Here is a 15787-nt window from a genome sequence, read left to right as displayed (position 1 = left end):
CGCACCACCTGGAGATCAGGTGGCGCGGGACCGGCGCTTCTTCGTGCACGGCTTCGCACGGCACTCCGGTTCGCACGGCACTCCGGTTCGGACGGCACTCCGGGAGGGCTCAGCGCCCTCCGCTCACCCGGCCCTGCAGCAGTCGCGAGAGCGCCGAGTGCACGTCGTCCAGGGAGCGCTCCGGCTGGAAGGCCTGCCAGTCCAGCGCCGCCACCAGGACCATCCCGACGAGCGCGGCGGCCGTCAGGGGGATGTCGATCTCCTCGCTGAGCTCGCCGCTCTCGACGCCCGCGCGCAGGACGTCCTCGACGACGGCCACCGCCTGCTGCCTGACCACCATCAGGGTGGACTGCCAGGCGCGGTTCGTGCGCCACAGTTCGGCGACGTAGAGCTGGGTGAAGGCCGGGTAGCGGTCGATGAAGCCCAGGCCCGCCCGGATCATCGCGTCAAGGGCGTCGACCTGCCGGCCGCCGCTCCCCGCCGCCTTCTCGGCCGCCTCTTTCAGAGAAGCGGTGAGCAGGCCGACGCCGTGCCGCAGCAGCTCTTCGAAGAGGACCGACTTGCTCGCGAAGTTGTAGTAGACCGTGCCCTTCGCTACCCCGGCCCGCTCGGCGATCTCGTCGACCGTCGTGGCCGAGAAGCCCTGCTCCGCGATGAGCGTGACGGCCGCTTCGTAGAGCTTCTGCCGGGTGGCCTCTCGCCGGGTGCTGGTTGCGCTGCTGTCCATGGGCCCGATTCTCACAGGTCTTGGCGCCCGCACAGGCGCGGTTGCCGGTCTCACAGGCTCAGCTCCGGGTGCAGACGGTCCAGGGTCCACACCTGCTTGCGGCGCGCGGAGAGCGCGGTGAGGGCCAGGGCGCCCGCGGTGAAGGCCGTCAGGACCACGCACGCCTGCCACACCGGGCCGAGCCCGCCGCCCGTGATGAGCCTCCTCAGGGCGTCCACGACGTAACTCATCGGCAGGAAGGGGTGGATCGCGCCGAAGAAGGACGGACTCGTCTGGACGGGGTACGTGCCGCCCGCCGAGGTCAGCTGGAGCATCAGGACCGCCAGGACGAGGATGCGCCCGGCCGCCCCGAAGCGTGCGTTGAGCCACTGCACGATCGCCGCGAAGCAGCACGTCACCAGGCAGAGGAAGCCCACCGTCCCGGCCGCCCGCGCCATCTGCAGGCCGAGCCCCCAGTGCAGGACCGACATCAGTGCCGCCGTCTGGAGCACGCCGAGAGCGGCGACCGGCAGCCAGCCCGCGAACGCGATCCGCCAGGCGGAGGCACCCGCGGCGAGCGCGCGCCGGTTGAGCGGCTGGATCAGCATGTACGCCACCATCGCGCCGACCCACAGGGACAGCGGGATGAAGTACGGCGCGAAGCCCGTGCCGTAGTTGGGCGCCTTGTGCATCGACTGGGAGGCGAGCTGCACCGGGTCGGCCATGACGTCGGTGCGCTGGTCGCGGTCCTGCTTGTCGTAGTCGGGGATCTTCTTGACGCCGTCGTGCAGCCCGCCGGACAGCTTCCCGGAGCCGTCGGCCAGCTTGAACATGCCGCCCTTGAGATCGGTGGCGCCCGTCTCCAGCTTGCCGATGCCGGTGTCGAGGTCGTCGGCGCCGGTCTTGGCGGTGCCGAGGCCCGTGTGCAGCTTCTTGGCGCCCTTGGCGACCTTGCCCGCACCCGTGTTGAGGTCGTTGATCTGGGTGACGGCCTTGTCCAGGTCCTCGTCGAGGTGGGGTGCGCGCTCGGCGAGCTCCTGCGACTTCTTCTGCAGCGTGGCCAGGTGCTTGTCGAGCTTCTTGACGTCGCTGTTCTGGTCCTTGACGACGGTGTTCATGTCGTCCGCGATGGTCGACACGTTCTCGGCGGCCTTCTTGGCCTCCTTGAGCTTCGGGCAGGCCGGGTCGGGCACCGGGAGGTTCTCGCAGCGTTCCGTGTAGAGGCCGCCGATGGTCTCGGAGCCCTTCTTGGCGCCGTCGGCCGCCACCGGGGCGAGCTTGACCCAGGTGTCCAGATTGCCGCGCAGGGCCTTGGAGGAGTCGGCGACCAGCTGGGCGGTGTCCCCGATGGTCTTGCCGTTGTCCTTCAGGAAGGGCCGCACCTGGTTCGCGGTGCCATTGACCTTGTCGGCCAGCTTCTGGGTGCCGTCCGAGACCTTCTTCGAGCCGCTCTCCAGATCACCGGCGCCCTTGTCGAGCTTCTTGATGCCGCCGGCCAGATCGCCGCTGCCGTCCTTGGCGTCCTTCAGGCCGGTCGCGAGCTTCTTGGAGCCCTTCTTGGCCTCGCCGATGCCGCTGTCGAGCTTGTCGGCGCCCTTGGCGGCCTTCTCGGTCGCTCCGTGGATGTCGGAGAACGAGATGAAGATCTTGTCCAGGAAGGAGCGCGACGCCTTCGTGGAGGCCGCCGTGCGCACCTCGGAGAAGACCGTCCGGGAGATCTGCCCGACGATGTAGTTGTTGGCGTCGTTCGTGTGCACCTGCAGCGCGCCTGTCTCCGGAGAGTCCCCCGAACTCGACGCCACGCGCTTGCTGAAGTCGGACGGCATCGTCAGGGACAGGTAGTACGTCCCGTCCTCGACGCCCTTGCGTGCCTCGGCGGAGCTCACCTCGCGCCAGTCGAAGGTCTTGCTGTCCTCGAGCCCGTCGACGATGCCGTCGCCCACCGCGAGCTTCTTGCCCCCGGCCGTGGCCCCCTTGTCGTCGTTCACGAGCGCCACGGGAATCTTGTCGAGACGGCCGTACGGGTCCCAGAACGAGCACAGGTACAGCGCGCCGTACAGCAGGGGCAGCAGCAGGAGCGCGACCAGCGCCATGCGCGGCAGCTTCCCCCTGCCGAAGCGCCTGAGCTCAAGCGCGGCCAGCTTCGGCGAGCGCATCGGCCGTCTCCTTGTCGTTGTCGTCCGGGTCGGTTTCCGGGCCGGTCTCAGCCATGGGGTTCTTACGTGCCGTGGACACGGTGACCGCGTCGTCGGGCGCTTCGTTGCATACGGCGACGACGGTGATGCCGCTCTCCGTGAGGGACCTCAACAGGGCCCAGGCCGCGTCGCGTTCGGCGTCCGACAGCTTGAGGTCCACATCGTCCACGCCGAGCAGCAGGGGCCGCCCGATCAGGGCAAGGGCCACCGAGAGCCGCAGCGCCTCAAGGCGTTCCAGGTCGCGTACGGAGGTCCGCGGCCCCTTGGGCAGCGACTCCACGTCGAGGCCGGCGGCACTCAGCGCGGTGTCGATCCGCAGCCGCGCCTCGGCGGCACGCTCGGCGCGCGGCCGCAGCAGGGCCCGCAGCGAGCCGCCGAACCTCCGCTGCAGCAGCGCCCGTTCGCGCAGATGCTCGGCGACGGTCAGCGCCGGATCGAGATCCGTCACGCCGGGCACGGGCCCGAGCGCGCTGATCCGCCGGACTGCCGCGAGCTGCTTGGGCAGCCGGAAGCCGCCCACCGTGGCCTCGCCCTCCGTGGGCCGCATCCGCCCGGTGAGCGCGAGCAGCAGACAGGTCCGGCCCGACCCCGACGGCCCCTCGATCGCGATCAGCGACCCGGATCCGGCCTCGACGTCGGCCCCGCGGAACGCCCAGCCCCGCGGCCCCTTGAGCCCCAACCCCTGCGCTGTGACGGCCGCTTCCCGCGTGCCGTCCTTCGGCCCGTCCACAGTTCCCCCCTCGCGCCTTCTTTTGAACTGACTGGTCAGTGCAAAAACTAACGTGAAGCCGCGATCGGAGCAAAGTCGCAGGTCAGAGCCGATTGTCAGTGGCGTACTACACGATGTGCACATACGGCCACATAGCCGTTACGCGACGACAGGAGGTTCGTCATGGCCAGCACTTCCGCAGCAGCCGCACGTCGGCACCGCCCCGTCGGCCCTGCCCCCTCACTGACCGGCCCCGCGAGCGACGTCCACCCCGTCCTGCGCCGGGCCACGGCCCCGCCCGCCGCACTCGAACTGCTCGCCCAGGCCCGCGCCGGCATCGACGAGGCCGCGCACCTGGAGACTCCGAACGAGCGCTATGCCACGGCCCACCTCGCGGCCCTGCGCACCGCCGCCGCCGTCCTCGCCGCCCGCGGCCGCCCCGAAGAGACCCCGCGGCGCAGGCAGCGGATCAGGAGCGCCTGGGAAGTGCTCCCCGAGATAGCCCCCGAACTGACCGAATGGAGCGCCCTGTTCGCCTCCGGCGCGCCCCGCAGGGCCCGCGCGGAGGCCGGCATACAGGGCGCGGCCACCGTCCGGGACGCGGACGACCTGCTGCGTGACGTGGCGATGTTCTTACGCCTCGTCGAGCGGATGCTCGTCCTGCAGCCCGTGCTGCCCCAGCCCAGGCAGGAGCCGCCGGACGCGAGCCGCGACGGGTGACGGGACAGGCCGCGGGACAGGCCGCGGGACGGGTGACGGGGCAGTCGGCCGAAGGCAATAAGGTGGGAGCGCCCGCACCCTCCCCGCTGCCGCGCAGGCCGGCGGAGGGAATCCCCTAGCTCCGCCGCGGACGTGCGGTGGACGCGCCGAGGAGTCAACTGCCGTGTCGGACCCGATGCGCCCCCGCGCTTCTCTCCGTACCGCCGTGGTCTGGGAGGTCCTCAAGGACGCCCTCGACCGCCGGGTCAAGGCCACGGGCCGGGACTCGCACTCCCTCGACGTGCTCGACACCGGAGGCGGCAGCGGCAACTTCGCCGTGCCCGTCGCCCGCCTGGGCCACCGCGTCACCGTCGTCGACCCCAGCCCGAACGCCCTCTTCGCGCTGGAGCGCCGGGCGGCCGAGGCAGGCGTCGCCGACCGCGTGCGCGGCGTCCAGGGCGACGTACACGGCCTCTTCGACGTCGTGGAGCGCGCCGGATTCGACGCCGTCCTGTGCCACGGCGTCCTGGAGTACGTGGACGACCCCGCCGAGGGCGTACGCAACGCCGTCGGCGCACTGCGTCCCTCCGGCACCCTCAGCCTGCTGGCCGCGGGTCTCGGCGGAGCCGTGCTCGCCAGGGCGCTCGCCGGGCACTTCACCGAGGCCAGGCAGGCGCTCGACGACCCGGCAGGACGCTGGGGCGACGGCGACCCCGTGCCCCGGCGTTTCACCGCCGACCAGCTCACCGGTCTGGTCGAGGGCGCGGGCGTCAGGGTCGACGCGGTGCACGGAGTGCGGGTCTTCGCCGACCTCGTTCCGGGCGTCCTCGTGGACACCGAACCGGGTGCTCTGGAGGCGCTCCTCAAGCTGGAGGCGGCCGCCGCCGAGCTCGCCGCCTTCCACTCCGTGGCCACCCAGTTGCATGTGCTGGGCGAGACCCGGGATGCCGAAGAGGCCTGACGTCCGCCCTGGCTGCCCCGCTGATCAGCAGCGCAGCCGCACATGGAGTACGGCACACACCCCCCGAACGGGCTATGGGCGCCGTATGATCGAGGCAGACCGTCCGGCATGCCGGGTCGGCCGCTGGGGAATGCACGCTTCAGCGAGCCGGAGCGGCAGGGCGGTCCGGTTTGGCGAAGTTGGCGCAGAGGGGCGGGTTTCACGGGGGCGATTCCCTGCCTATCCTGAAGGGGACCCCCGGTCGCCCCGGCGACTGCACGATGAGGAGGACTCCGTGCCGCTCTCGGAGCACGAGCAGCGCATGCTCGAGCAGATGGAGCGAGCGCTGTACGCCGAAGATCCCAAGTTCGCGACAGCGCTCGAGGGAAGCGGGCTGCGTACGTACACCCGGCGACGGGTCTACCAAGCGGTCGCGGGCTTCCTTGTGGGTATCGCCCTTCTCATGGCCGGAATGGTCGCCCAGCAGATCTGGGTGAGCGTGGTGGGATTCCTCGTCATGCTGGGATGTGCGGTGCTCGCCGTCACCGGATGGCGCAAAGCGCCGAAGCCGGGTGAACAACCGGCCGCCGGTACGCCAACGGCACCGGGCAGCGCCCCGGCCCGTCGGCAGACCCGGCAGCGGAAGTCGATGATGGACCGGATCGAGCAGCGTTGGCAGCGCCGCCGCGACGAACAGGGCCAATGAGCTTCCAGCTCTTCAGCAGTGCGCCGGCCGTCGGCCTCACCGAGGTCGACGGCTGACACGCGTAAGGGGTGACCGCTAGGGCGGTCACCCCTTACGCATGCCGCGAGCCTTGTGCCGGGAACGCCCGAGCCCCCTGCCGGGGGCCCGGGCTCAGCTGCCCTGAGCGCGGGCTCAGCCGCCAGCGGCCCGGGCTCAGCCCTCCTGCTGCGGTGACGGTCCCGACGGCTTCCGCAGTGCCGCCCACCGCTCGGCGATCCTCCCGGACCACCGTTCCTTGAACGCCGTCCAGCGGTCCGAGACCGCCCACACCACCCGTGCGGCCGAACGCGGCGCGAGAGTTGCCCGCAGCCGGGCCGGCCGGCTCGACGTGGCCTGCAGGCCGTCGGACACCCGTTGCACGTCGTCCGCCAGGCCCGCCGTCGGCTGCGGCCGTGGCGCGTAGAGCACCTGCTCGACCGCCGCGGCAAGACGCTGGACGGATTCCGCGGGCGCAGGGGCGAGCTGCCCGATGCGTACGATCCGGGCCGCCGCCTTGCGCGGGGTCTGCGACTCGTCCGGCGTGATCCCGTGGTCCCAGGCCGTATCGGTCACTTCGAGCCAGGCGGCGAGGGTCCGCGCGGCCGCGTCGGCCTCGGTGCGGCCGGGGGATCCCAGTCGCACCGCCCGGATCCGCTTGCGCCACAGCATCGGCAGCAAGGGCACCCCGATCACCACCAGCGCGCCCAGGGCCACAAGAACGCTCATGCCGAGAGGGAACCCGTCGTCGCCCGAGCCCCCGGCGATCGCCGGGGCCGAGCTCGCGCAGCCGCCCTGCTTCTGCTGGTCGGGCGGGCAGCTCGTGGAGGCCGACGGCTCGTCGGAGGGAGCCGACGACGAGCTCGGCTCGGGCACCGCGGGGTCGCTCGAACCGTCGGACGGGGTGTCCGGGCGGGTGTACTCGGGCACCGTGCCGCGGTTCGGGGTCGGCTCGAAACGGGTCCAGCCCACGCCCTCGAAGTACAGCTCGGGCCAGGCGTGCGCGTCCCGCAGACCGACCGACATCGAGCCGTCCGCCTGTGCGGCACCGGGCGTGAAGCCCACCGCGACGCGCGCCGGGATGTCCAGCGTCCGCGCCATCGAGGCCATGGCGAACGAGAAGTGGACGCAGAAGCCCTCCTTCTGCTCCAGGAAGCGCGCGATCGCCGCCGGGCCACTGCCCGCCCGTACCTGCGTGTTGTACGTGAAGCCGCCCTCGGAGGCGAAGTAGTCCTGGAGCTTGACGGCCTTCTCGTAGTCGTTCGCCGTGCCCTTGGTGATCCGGCGTGCCTCGGTGGCCACCACGGACGGCAAGGTGTCGGGCACCTTGGTGAACTCCTGCGCGAGCTGCTTGGGCGGCTCGCCCGCGCCCGCGAGCTGCTCCGCCGTCGGCTGCACGATGAGGCTCTTGACCTCGTACTGGGCGCCGCGCGTGGTCTGGCCGCGGTCACCGACCAGGGCGCGCCCGACCGGCTCGTACCGCCAGCGGCCGTTGATCTTCACCTCGCTCGCCGGGTAGGGCATCGGCAGCCAGTTCTGCGCGTAGCTGTCGGCGGCGGAGATGTTCGTCTGGATCTCGCTGCGGGGGACGTCGGGGTAGAGCCCCGGCGGGTCCTCCAGGCGGGACGGCACGTCCTCGATGCTCCGGACGGTGGTCTTCCAGGCCGTGCCGTCGAACTGGTCGAGGGAGACGATCCGCAGGTAGAGGTTCGCGGTCTCCTTGGCGTTCGTCTTGTACGAGATGACCTCGCGGTCGTCCGGTTCGTTCAGGCTGTCCTGGAGCGCGACCAGCGGATTCACCGCGGAGATCGTGCCGCCACCGCCGGAACCCGAGCCTCCGGCCCCGCCGGAACCGTCCAGGAGCCCGCCGTCCAGGGCGGGCAGCGCGAGCGGTACCACCAGGGCGATGCCCAGGGCGACGGCGCCGATGCGCCGTCCCGTGCGGACCGGCGCGATCGCGCCGCTGTCGGTCTCGAGGCCCCCCGAGATCCGGCCGGGCGCGCGCGCCGCGCCCCCGAAGACCCGCCCCCACTGGGAGAGCCGGTCCCGCCCCTCCGCAAGGAGCAGGAGCAGATACCCGGCGGCCGCGAGCAGGAACCACAGCCACCCGGCCCCGTCCCCGGAGAGCCCCGCGGCGACGGAGTACAGCGCGAGCAGCGGCAGGCCGGCGGGCGCGGCCGTACGGAACGTCACCGCGAGGGCGTCCACCGCGAGGCCGATCACCAGGACGCCGCCGACCAGCATCAGGCGGATGCCGTCACTGAGCGGCGCCGGGATGGCGTACTGCCCGACGTCGTTGCCGCCCGCCTCCAGGAGCAGCCCGAACTCCCGGATCACGTCGGGGCCGGGGATCACCCCGCCGATCGCCTGCTCGCGGGCGAACACGAGGGTGAGCAGGAACAGCGTCACCAGGGCCTGCACCGCGACGGTGACCGGCCGGGCCAGCGGGACCCGCCGGGTGAGCGCGCCCACGCCGCTCTGCAGCGCGAGCAGGATCGCCGCCTGGACGAACCACGTCGCCGGATCGACGAGCGGCAGCAGCGCTCCCGATGCCATCAGCGTCGCCGCCGTGGCACAGAGCGCGAGTCGCGCGCGCCCACTCATGAACGTCCCCCTGTTGTCGTACGCGTCCTACGCGTCGTGCGCCTCGTACCCGTGGTCCCGTCGGAAGACGGGCCCCCGCTCATCCCCAGCCCCCGGTCGTCGTCCCCGCCGCGGGGGCCGGGCCCGTGCTCGCCCGCAGATGGTCGGCCTGGCGCCACAGGTCCACCAGGGCGACGCCGGGAGGCACCGCCACGGCCGTCCAGCCCGCCTCGCGCAGCATCCGGATCCGCTCGTCGCCGGGGCCCGAGGGAGCGCCGCCCGGCCCCTGGGCCCAAGCCGTGCTGTCCAGGACGAAGGCGACCGCGGCCCCGCTGCGCTGGCGCATCTTGGCGGCGACCGTGGCCTGCTCCTCGTCGAGGTCGCCGAGGAAGGCGATGAGGAGGCCTTCGTTGCCGCCGCGCAGTACGTCGTACGCGGGGGAGAGCCCCGCCCCGTCCGAGTGGTCGATCACCGCGAGGGTGTCCATCATCAGTCCCGCCGCGTCGGCCGACTCCTGGCTGGCGCCCGCGAAACCGTCCGAGCCCTCGCCGGGCACGGAGTTGCCGGTGTCGGTGAGCAGCCGTACCGAGAAGCCCCGCTCCAGCATGTGCACCAGGGCGGACGCCGTGCCCGACACCGCCCACTCGAAGGCCGAGTCGGGCCCCGCGCCCCGGAAGGCGTGCGCCCGGGTGTCCAGGAGCACCGTGCAGCGGGCCCGCTGCGGCTGCTCCTCGCGGCGCACCATCAGCTCTCCGTAGCGAGCCGTGGAGCGCCAGTGGACGCGGCGCAGGTCGTCGCCGTGGCGGTAGCCCCTCGGGATCACGTCGTCCTCGCCCGCGAGGGCGAGCGAGCGGTTGCGCCCGTCGCCGTACCCCTTGGCCTCGCCGGTCAGCCGCACCGGAGGCAGTGCCTCCACGCGCGGGATGACCGTCAGGGTGTCGTACGTCGAGAAGGAGCGGGTCAGTTCGCACATCCCGAAGGGGTCCGTCAGGCGCAGCTGGAGCGGACCGAGGGGATAGCGCCCCCGCAGGTCCGAGCGGACGCGGTAGGACACCTCGCGGCGGCCCCCGGCCTCCACCCGGTCGAGCACGAAACGGGGCCGCGGCCCCAGCACGTAGGGCACCCGGTCCTGGAGCATCAGGAGACCCGTGGGCAGGCGCGAGACGTTGTCCATCCGCAGATGGACGCGGGCCTCCGAACCGGCGGGCACGCGCGCGGGGGAGAGCCTGCGGCTGCCCGCGACGCGGTAGCGGGTGCGGTAGAGCACCGTCGCGCACACCAGCGGGAGCACGGCGAGCAGCAGCCCGACCCGGAGCAGATCGCTCTGCCCCAGGACGTACGCGCAGATGGCGGCGGCGATCCCGGCCGCGAGGAACGAACGCCCGCGTGTGGTCAGCCCCGCGAGCGCGGTCCGCAGTCCGCCCTTGCCCTCCTCGGCCTGCGCCGGCTGCGGCCCCCCGTCCGCCATCACAGCCTCCGGGCGCCGGGCGGCTGCTGGTTGAAGTAGCCGCTGTTCGGCTGGACGGCGGCCGGTACGGGCGTGCGCTGGAGGATCTCCAGGATGACCGATTCGGCCGTACGCCGGTTCAGCTGGGCCTGTGCGGTGGGCAGCAGCCGGTGCGCGAGCACCGCCACGGCCAGGGCCTGCACATCGTCCGGCAGGGCGAACTCACGGCCGCTGAGCGCCGCGGAGGCCTTGGCGGCCCGCAGCAGGTGCAGCGTGGCGCGCGGGGACGCCCCGAGTCTCAGGTCGGGGTGGTTGCGGGTCGCCCCGACCAGGTCCACGGCGTAGCGCCGCACGGAGTCGGCGACGTGGACCGTGCGGACCGCGTCGATGAGCTTCACGATGTCGTGCGCGTGCGCCACCGGCTGGAGGTCGTCGAGCGGTGAGACACCGCCGTGCACGTCCAGCATCTGCAGCTCGGCCTCCGCGTTCGGATAGCCGATCGAGACGCGCGCCATGAAGCGGTCGCGCTGCGCCTCGGGCAGCGGATAGGTCCCCTCCATCTCGACGGGGTTCTGCGTCGCCACCACCATGAAGGGGCTCGGCAGTTCGTAGGTCTGCCCGTCGATGGTGACCTGGCGCTCCTCCATGGACTCAAGGAGCGCGGACTGCGTCTTGGGAGACGCGCGGTTGATCTCGTCGCCGATCACGATCTGCGCGAAGATCGCGCCGGGCTTGAACTCGAAGTCCCGGCGCTGCTGGTCGAAAATGGACACACCGGTGATGTCCGACGGCAGCAGGTCGGGCGTGAACTGGATGCGTCGCACGGAGCAGTCGATGGACCGCGCGAGCGCTTTGGCGAGCATGGTCTTTCCCACGCCCGGTACATCTTCGATCAGCAAGTGCCCCTCGGCGAGGAGCACGGTCAGCGAAAGCCGTACGACCTCTGGCTTACCTTCGATCACACCCTCGACCGACCTGCGGACACGCTCCGCTGTGGCGGTCAGATCTGTGAGGCTCGCTCGATCGTCATAGGTCGTCACCCGGCCCTCCTCGGACACGTTCTCCGGGCCGACGCGTTTTTGTGCGGCCCGGCCCACCCCGAAACACGGACACCGCGCCTGAACGGTTCAGCGCGATGCCACACCCGCATTCTTGTTGGGCATACCGGGTTGTGTCACTCGCCCGCGGATAACTGGCGGCGATATGTCGGTTCTTGCGGCCTTTTGACCGCCGGACCGGCCCGGAAAGGTCCGGTCCGGAGCCGGTCACGCAGGGTCGATCTCCCGCAGCAGACCCGTGGTCACATCGAAGACGAATCCCCGCACATCGTCCGTGTGCAGAAGGAACGGCGAGGTCCGTACGCGCTCCATCGACTGCCGTACGTCCTGATCGACGTCGCGGAAGGCCTCCACCGCCCAGGCGGGCCGCTGGCCGACCTCGATCTCGAGCTCGTGCCGGAACTCCTCGGTGAGGCTCTCCAGACCGCACTTGGTGTGGTGGATCAGTACGACGCTGCGCGTGCCGAGCGCGCGCTGGCTGATCGTCAGGGAGCGCATGACGTCGTCGGTGACCACGCCGCCCGCGTTGCGGATCGTGTGGCAGTCGCCCAGGTCGAGGCCGAGCGCGGCGTGCAGGTCGATGCGGGCGTCCATGCAGGAGACGACGGCCACGCCCAGGACGGGCCGGGCGTCCATGCCGGGGTCGGTGAAGCCGGCGGCGTAGCGCTGGTTGGCCTCGACGAGGCGGTCCGTGACGGTGCCGTCGGCGGCTATGCCACCCGTCTGCGCGGGGGAGCTGTCCGTGGGGGATGCGGAAGTCGACATGGCTATGACGGTAGTCGGCGCTGATCGTCCGGGCCCGCTGTGAGAAGGGACAAAGAACGTCAATGAGTCTTGTTGTGAGCTAACCCACAGGGATGGACCGGTTACCTCCGAACGGGTGACGGAGCGCGATCCGGGACTCCGTGGAGGACCCGTCCGCGACGCGCAGCCCAGTTGATTGACCGGGCGACAGGGTGGACTAAAGTGACGCGAAGTGGGAGGGCCGTGACCTGCTCCCCGCTGGACTGTTCACCCGGGGATTGCCTGAATCCCCCGCGTACGCGGTGCGTACGTACGGCTCGGCCTCCTCCCGCTCCCGGTCGGCTGACGCCACTTCCCCGGCGCCAGCAGGCCATTCCCCTTCGCGAGCGGGCGGGGACCCGGCCGTGCGCAGGACGCCGCGCCGGATTTGAGAGGGCCCTTTGAGCCAGACCCGACACGTCCCGGTGATGCTCCAGCGATGCCTGGACCTGTTGGCCCCCGCGCTCGCCCAGCCGGGCGCGGTCGTCGTCGACTGCACCCTCGGACTCGGCGGCCACAGCGAGGCCCTGCTGTCCACCTTCCCCTCGGCCCGCCTCATCGGTCTCGACCGCGACAAGGAAGCCCTGCGGCTCTCCGGGGAGCGGCTCGCTCCCTTCGGCGACCGGGCCGAACTGGTGCACGCGGTCTACGACGAACTGCCCGACGTACTGGACCGCCTCGGCATCGCCAAGGTCCAGGGCGTCCTCTTCGACCTCGGCGTCTCCTCCATGCAACTCGACGAGGCCGACCGCGGCTTCGCCTACGCACAGGACGCGCCCCTCGACATGCGCATGGACCAGACGACCGGCGTCAGCGCGGCCGAGGTCCTCAACACCTACGCACCGGGCGAACTGGTCCGGATCCTGCGCCAGTACGGCGAGGAGAAGCAGGCCAAGCGGATCGTGGGCGCCGTCGTGCGCGAGCGCGAGAAGGAGCCGTTCAGCAACAGCGCGCGGCTCGTCGAGCTGATCCGCGACTCCCTGCCGCAGGCCGCCAAGCGCACCGGCGGCAACCCCGCCAAGCGCACCTTCCAGGCCCTGCGCATCGAGGTCAACGGCGAGCTGAGCGTCCTGGAGGCGGCCATCCCGGCGGCCGTGAAGGCGCTCGCCGTCGACGGCCGCATCGCTGTCCTTTCGTACCACTCGCTCGAGGACCGCCTGGTCAAGCAGGTGCTCGCGGCCGGCGCCGCGACCACCGCGCCGCCCGGCCTGCCCGTCGTCCCCGAGCGCTACCAGCCCCGGCTCAAGCTGCTCACGCGCGGCGCGGAACTCCCCACCGAGGAAGAGATCGCCGAGAACCGCCGGGCGGCCCCGGCACGGCTGCGGGGTGCGCAGCGCATCCGCGAGGAGACTCCGTGAAGCGCGTCCGCCGGGAACACCCGTGAACGGCGTCCCTGAGGAGGCCCCATGAGCAAGAAGCCCCAGCTGCGCGGACGGGCCGCCCGGCTCGCGCGGCTCCTTCCGACGGGGCCGAACCAGGCCGCGCGCACACCCTTCGTGCTGCTCGTCGTGGTGCTGCTCGGCGGCGGTCTGATCGGCCTGCTCATCCTGAACTCCTCGCTCAACGAAGGCTCGTTCCAGCTGAGCGAGCTGAAGAAGGAGACGACGGAGCTGACCGACCAGGAGCAGGAACTCCAGCGGGACGTGGACGCCTACGCCGCCCCCGAGGCCCTACAGGAGCGGGCCCGCGAGCTCGGCATGGTGCCGGGCGGCGACCCGGCGTTCCTGAACCCGGACGGCACCGTGCGCGGCGTTCCCGGGGCCGCCGCCAAGTCCTCCGCGCTGCGGCCCGAGCCGCGGCCGCAGGAGGTGGCGTCCCCGGCGCCCTCGGTCTCGATCCCGGCGACGCCCTCGCCCTTGCCGACGCCGTCCCCGGCATCTCCTGCCCCCTCCGCCGCCCCCTCGGCGCCTTCAGAAGCCCCGCCCACGCCCCTCCCCTCCGCGAAGCCCGGCCCCTCGACCTCCGGCAGGTGACGTAAGTGACGGACCGCCAACCCCCGCGACGCAGGGTCCCGGCACCCGCGCGGCCCTCGCGCCCCGCCCGGCCGGGCCAGCAGCGCCGCCCGGGAGCGGGGGCCCGCCCCGCGGCCCGCCGCCCGCGCCCCGCCGCATCCAAGGGCCGCACGATCCGGCTCGGCAGCCCGCGGCCCCGCCTGCGCATGGTCAGCCTCGGCCTGACCCTGGTGATGCTGGCCTTTGTCGTACGCCTCCTTCAGGTGCAGGCGGTCGACGCGAGCGTGTACACGACGAAGGCCGAGAAGAACCGCTACTTCAGCCATGTCCTGACCGCCGAGCGCGGCGGCATCACCGACCGCAGGGGCGTCGAACTCGCCGCCAGCGTGGACGCGTACGACATCACGGCCGACCCGACGATGTTCACCGCGAAGGAGATGGGCATCAAGGACGGGCCCGAGCAGGCCGCCGAGCTTCTCGCCCCGATCCTCGACAAGGACGTCGACCGGCTCACCGAGCAGCTCAAGACCCCCAAGACGCGCTACGTCCTGCTGGCCCGCCGGCAGACCCCGCAGGTCTGGAAGCAGATCAAGGACCTGCGCGGCGCGCTCGAAGACAAGGCGCAGACCGACAAGAAGAGCGCCAACGTCCTGGCGGGCGTCTTCCAGGACCCCAGCAGCAAGCGCGTGTACCCGAACGACACCCTGGGCGCCGGGATACTGGGCTGGGTCAACGCCGACGGCAAGGGCGGCGGCGGTGTGGAGCAGCAGCTCAACAAGGAGCTCGCGGGCAAGGACGGCAAGATCAGGTACGCCCAGTCGGGCGGTCACCAGGTGCCGACCGCGGGCAGCACGGAGACGCCCGCCGTGCCCGGCTCGGACGTCGAGCTGACCATCGACCGCGACATCCAGTGGGCCGCGCAGAGCGCGATCTCCGAGCAGGTGAAGAAGTCGCAGGCGGACCGCGGCTACGTGATAGTGCAGGACACCAGGACCGGCGAGATCCTCGCGATGGCGAACTCCCCGGGCTTCGACCCGAACGACCTCTCCCAGGCCGACGGCACGGCCATGGGCAACGCCTCGCTCCAGGACGCCTTCGAGCCGGGCTCGACCGCCAAGGTCATGTCCATGGCCGCCGTACTGGAGGAGAACGCTGCCACGCCCGGCACGCATGTGACGGTCCCCAACCGGCTGCACCGCGGCGACCGGCTCTTCCAGGACGACATCGACCACCCGACCTGGCACCTCACGCTCAACGGCGTGCTCGCCAAGTCCAGCAACATCGGCACGATCCTGGCCACCGGCGAGCTGGGCAAGACCCAGCGCGAGGCCAACAAGTCGCTCTACTCGTATCTGCGGAAGTTCGGCATCGGCCGGGAGACCGGTCTCGGCTTCCCCGGCGAGACGTCCGGCATCCTCGCGAAGTCCGACAAGTGGTCGACCTCGCAGCAGTACACGATCCCGTTCGGCCAGGGCTTCTCGATCAACGCCATGCAGGCGGCCTCCGTCTACTCGACCATCGCCAACGACGGCGTACGCGTCGCGCCCACGCTGGTACGCGGCATAAAGGGCCCCGACGGCCGCTTCACGCCCGCGAAGAAGCCCAAGAAGACCCGCGTGGTGAGCGAGAAGACCGCCAAGACGGTGTCGCACATGCTCGAGTCCGTCGTCGACGACGAAGAGGGCACGGGCACCAAGGCCCGCATCCCCGGCTACCGGATCGCGGGCAAGACGGGTACGGCCAACCGGGTCGACCCGGAAACCGGCAAGTACAAGGGCTACACCTCGTCGTTCGCCGGGTTCGCGCCCGCCGACAAACCGCGCGTCACCGTCTACTGCGCGATCCAGAACGCCACCAAGGGCAGCTACTTCGGCGGCCAGATCTGCGGCCCCATCTACAAGGAAGTCATGCAGTTCGCCCTCAAGACGCTCCAGGTCCCGCCCACCGGCAAGGGCGCGGCCAGGCTTCCCGTCACCTTCGAACCCTGAGCCCTG

At 71.6% G+C, this 15787-nt stretch carries 13 protein-coding genes; 6 read left to right on the top strand and 7 right to left on the bottom strand.

Annotated elements, in window-relative coordinates; genetic code table 11:
* Positions 1-109: 109 nt before the first annotated feature.
* The 3 genes from ACWFR3_RS41045 to ACWFR3_RS41035 are packed head-to-tail and all read right to left on the bottom strand — an operon-like array spanning position 110 to position 3631.
* The gene (locus ACWFR3_RS41045; RefSeq protein WP_453739817.1) at positions 110-727 is read right to left on the bottom strand and encodes a TetR/AcrR family transcriptional regulator; all 618 of its coding nucleotides are present in this window, start codon (positions 725-727) and stop codon (positions 110-112) included.
* 50 nt (positions 728-777) lie between these two features.
* Positions 778-2862 (bottom strand): YhgE/Pip family protein, encoded by a 2085-nt coding sequence (locus ACWFR3_RS41040; RefSeq protein WP_453739816.1) that lies wholly within the window; start codon positions 2860-2862, stop codon positions 778-780.
* Positions 2834-3631 carry an ATP-binding cassette domain-containing protein gene (locus tag ACWFR3_RS41035; protein WP_453739815.1) on the bottom strand — a complete coding sequence of 266 codons (798 nt, stop codon included), beginning with the start codon at positions 3629-3631 and terminating at the stop codon, positions 2834-2836. The genes ACWFR3_RS41040 and ACWFR3_RS41035 overlap by 29 nt, the downstream gene beginning before the upstream one ends.
* Before the next feature lie 162 nt (positions 3632-3793).
* Here ACWFR3_RS41035 and ACWFR3_RS41030 point away from each other — a divergent pair, with 162 nt between their 5' ends.
* From ACWFR3_RS41030 to ACWFR3_RS41020, 3 genes are all read left to right on the top strand, one after another.
* Complete coding sequence (locus ACWFR3_RS41030) at positions 3794-4330, top strand: SAV_6107 family HEPN domain-containing protein (protein ID WP_453739814.1); 537 nt, start codon at positions 3794-3796, stop codon at positions 4328-4330.
* A gap of 163 nt (positions 4331-4493) precedes the next feature.
* Positions 4494-5270: a methyltransferase gene (locus tag ACWFR3_RS41025; protein ID WP_453739813.1), complete on the top strand. Its 777-nt coding sequence runs from the start codon at positions 4494-4496 to the stop codon at positions 5268-5270.
* Between the two features lie 274 nt (positions 5271-5544).
* Positions 5545-5955, top strand: coding sequence for a DUF3040 domain-containing protein (locus tag ACWFR3_RS41020; protein ID WP_383285357.1), 411 nt, complete (start codon positions 5545-5547; stop codon positions 5953-5955).
* Between the two features lie 192 nt (positions 5956-6147).
* Here ACWFR3_RS41020 and ACWFR3_RS41015 read toward each other — a convergent pair whose 3' ends face one another.
* The 4 genes from ACWFR3_RS41015 to ACWFR3_RS41000 form a co-directional block, all read right to left on the bottom strand.
* On the bottom strand, positions 6148-8574 hold the full coding sequence (locus tag ACWFR3_RS41015) for a transglutaminase TgpA family protein (protein WP_453739812.1): 2427 nt from the start codon (positions 8572-8574) through the stop codon (positions 6148-6150).
* Between the two features lie 79 nt (positions 8575-8653).
* Positions 8654-10021 carry a DUF58 domain-containing protein gene (locus ACWFR3_RS41010; protein WP_453739811.1) on the bottom strand — a complete coding sequence of 456 codons (1368 nt, stop codon included), beginning with the start codon at positions 10019-10021 and terminating at the stop codon, positions 8654-8656.
* The gene (locus ACWFR3_RS41005; protein WP_453739810.1) at positions 10021-11040 is read right to left on the bottom strand and encodes an AAA family ATPase; all 1020 of its coding nucleotides are present in this window, start codon (positions 11038-11040) and stop codon (positions 10021-10023) included. The genes ACWFR3_RS41010 and ACWFR3_RS41005 overlap by 1 nt, the downstream gene beginning before the upstream one ends.
* 225 nt (positions 11041-11265) lie before the next feature.
* Positions 11266-11886 carry a beta-class carbonic anhydrase gene (locus ACWFR3_RS41000; protein WP_453739809.1) on the bottom strand — a complete coding sequence of 207 codons (621 nt, stop codon included), beginning with the start codon at positions 11884-11886 and terminating at the stop codon, positions 11266-11268.
* A 356-nt stretch (positions 11887-12242) separates the two neighbouring features.
* On the opposite strand from ACWFR3_RS41000, the gene rsmH reads away from it, so the two are divergent.
* From rsmH to ACWFR3_RS40985, 3 genes are read left to right on the top strand one after another with little or no spacing between them, the layout of a single operon-like run.
* Positions 12243-13199 carry a 16S rRNA (cytosine(1402)-N(4))-methyltransferase RsmH gene (rsmH, locus tag ACWFR3_RS40995; protein ID WP_453739808.1) on the top strand — a complete coding sequence of 319 codons (957 nt, stop codon included), beginning with the start codon at positions 12243-12245 and terminating at the stop codon, positions 13197-13199.
* 48 nt (positions 13200-13247) lie between these two features.
* A complete protein-coding gene (locus ACWFR3_RS40990) occupies positions 13248-13814 on the top strand; it encodes an FtsB family cell division protein (RefSeq protein WP_453739807.1) in 567 nt (188 codons plus the stop codon).
* A 5-nt stretch (positions 13815-13819) separates the two neighbouring features.
* Entirely contained in the window at positions 13820-15781 is a 1962-nt protein-coding gene (locus ACWFR3_RS40985; RefSeq protein WP_453739806.1) for a peptidoglycan D,D-transpeptidase FtsI family protein, read from the top strand.
* Positions 15782-15787: the final 6 nt, after the last annotated feature.

Source organism: Streptomyces sp. NPDC055189 (genome assembly GCF_053606765.1).
The sequence above is the reverse complement of the archived record's forward strand: the minus strand, read 5'-3'. Positions and strand labels throughout refer to the sequence as shown.

Bases quoted from the DNA above. Each gene is read 5' to 3' on its own strand.
- ACWFR3_RS41010 (WP_453739811.1), bottom strand. From the start codon at position 10,021: ATGGCGGACGGGGGGCCGCAGCCGGCGCAGGCCGAGGAGGGCAAGGGC.
- ACWFR3_RS40990 (WP_453739807.1), top strand. From the start codon at position 13,248: ATGAGCAAGAAGCCCCAGCTGCGCGGACGGGCCGCCCGGCTCGCGCGG.
- ACWFR3_RS41015 (WP_453739812.1), bottom strand. From the start codon at position 8,574: ATGAGTGGGCGCGCGCGACTCGCGCTCTGTGCCACGGCGGCGACGCTG.
- ACWFR3_RS41040 (WP_453739816.1), bottom strand. From the start codon at position 2,862: ATGCGCTCGCCGAAGCTGGCCGCGCTTGAGCTCAGGCGCTTCGGCAGG.
- ACWFR3_RS41045 (WP_453739817.1), bottom strand. From the start codon at position 727: ATGGACAGCAGCGCAACCAGCACCCGGCGAGAGGCCACCCGGCAGAAG.
- ACWFR3_RS41030 (WP_453739814.1), top strand. From the start codon at position 3,794: ATGGCCAGCACTTCCGCAGCAGCCGCACGTCGGCACCGCCCCGTCGGC.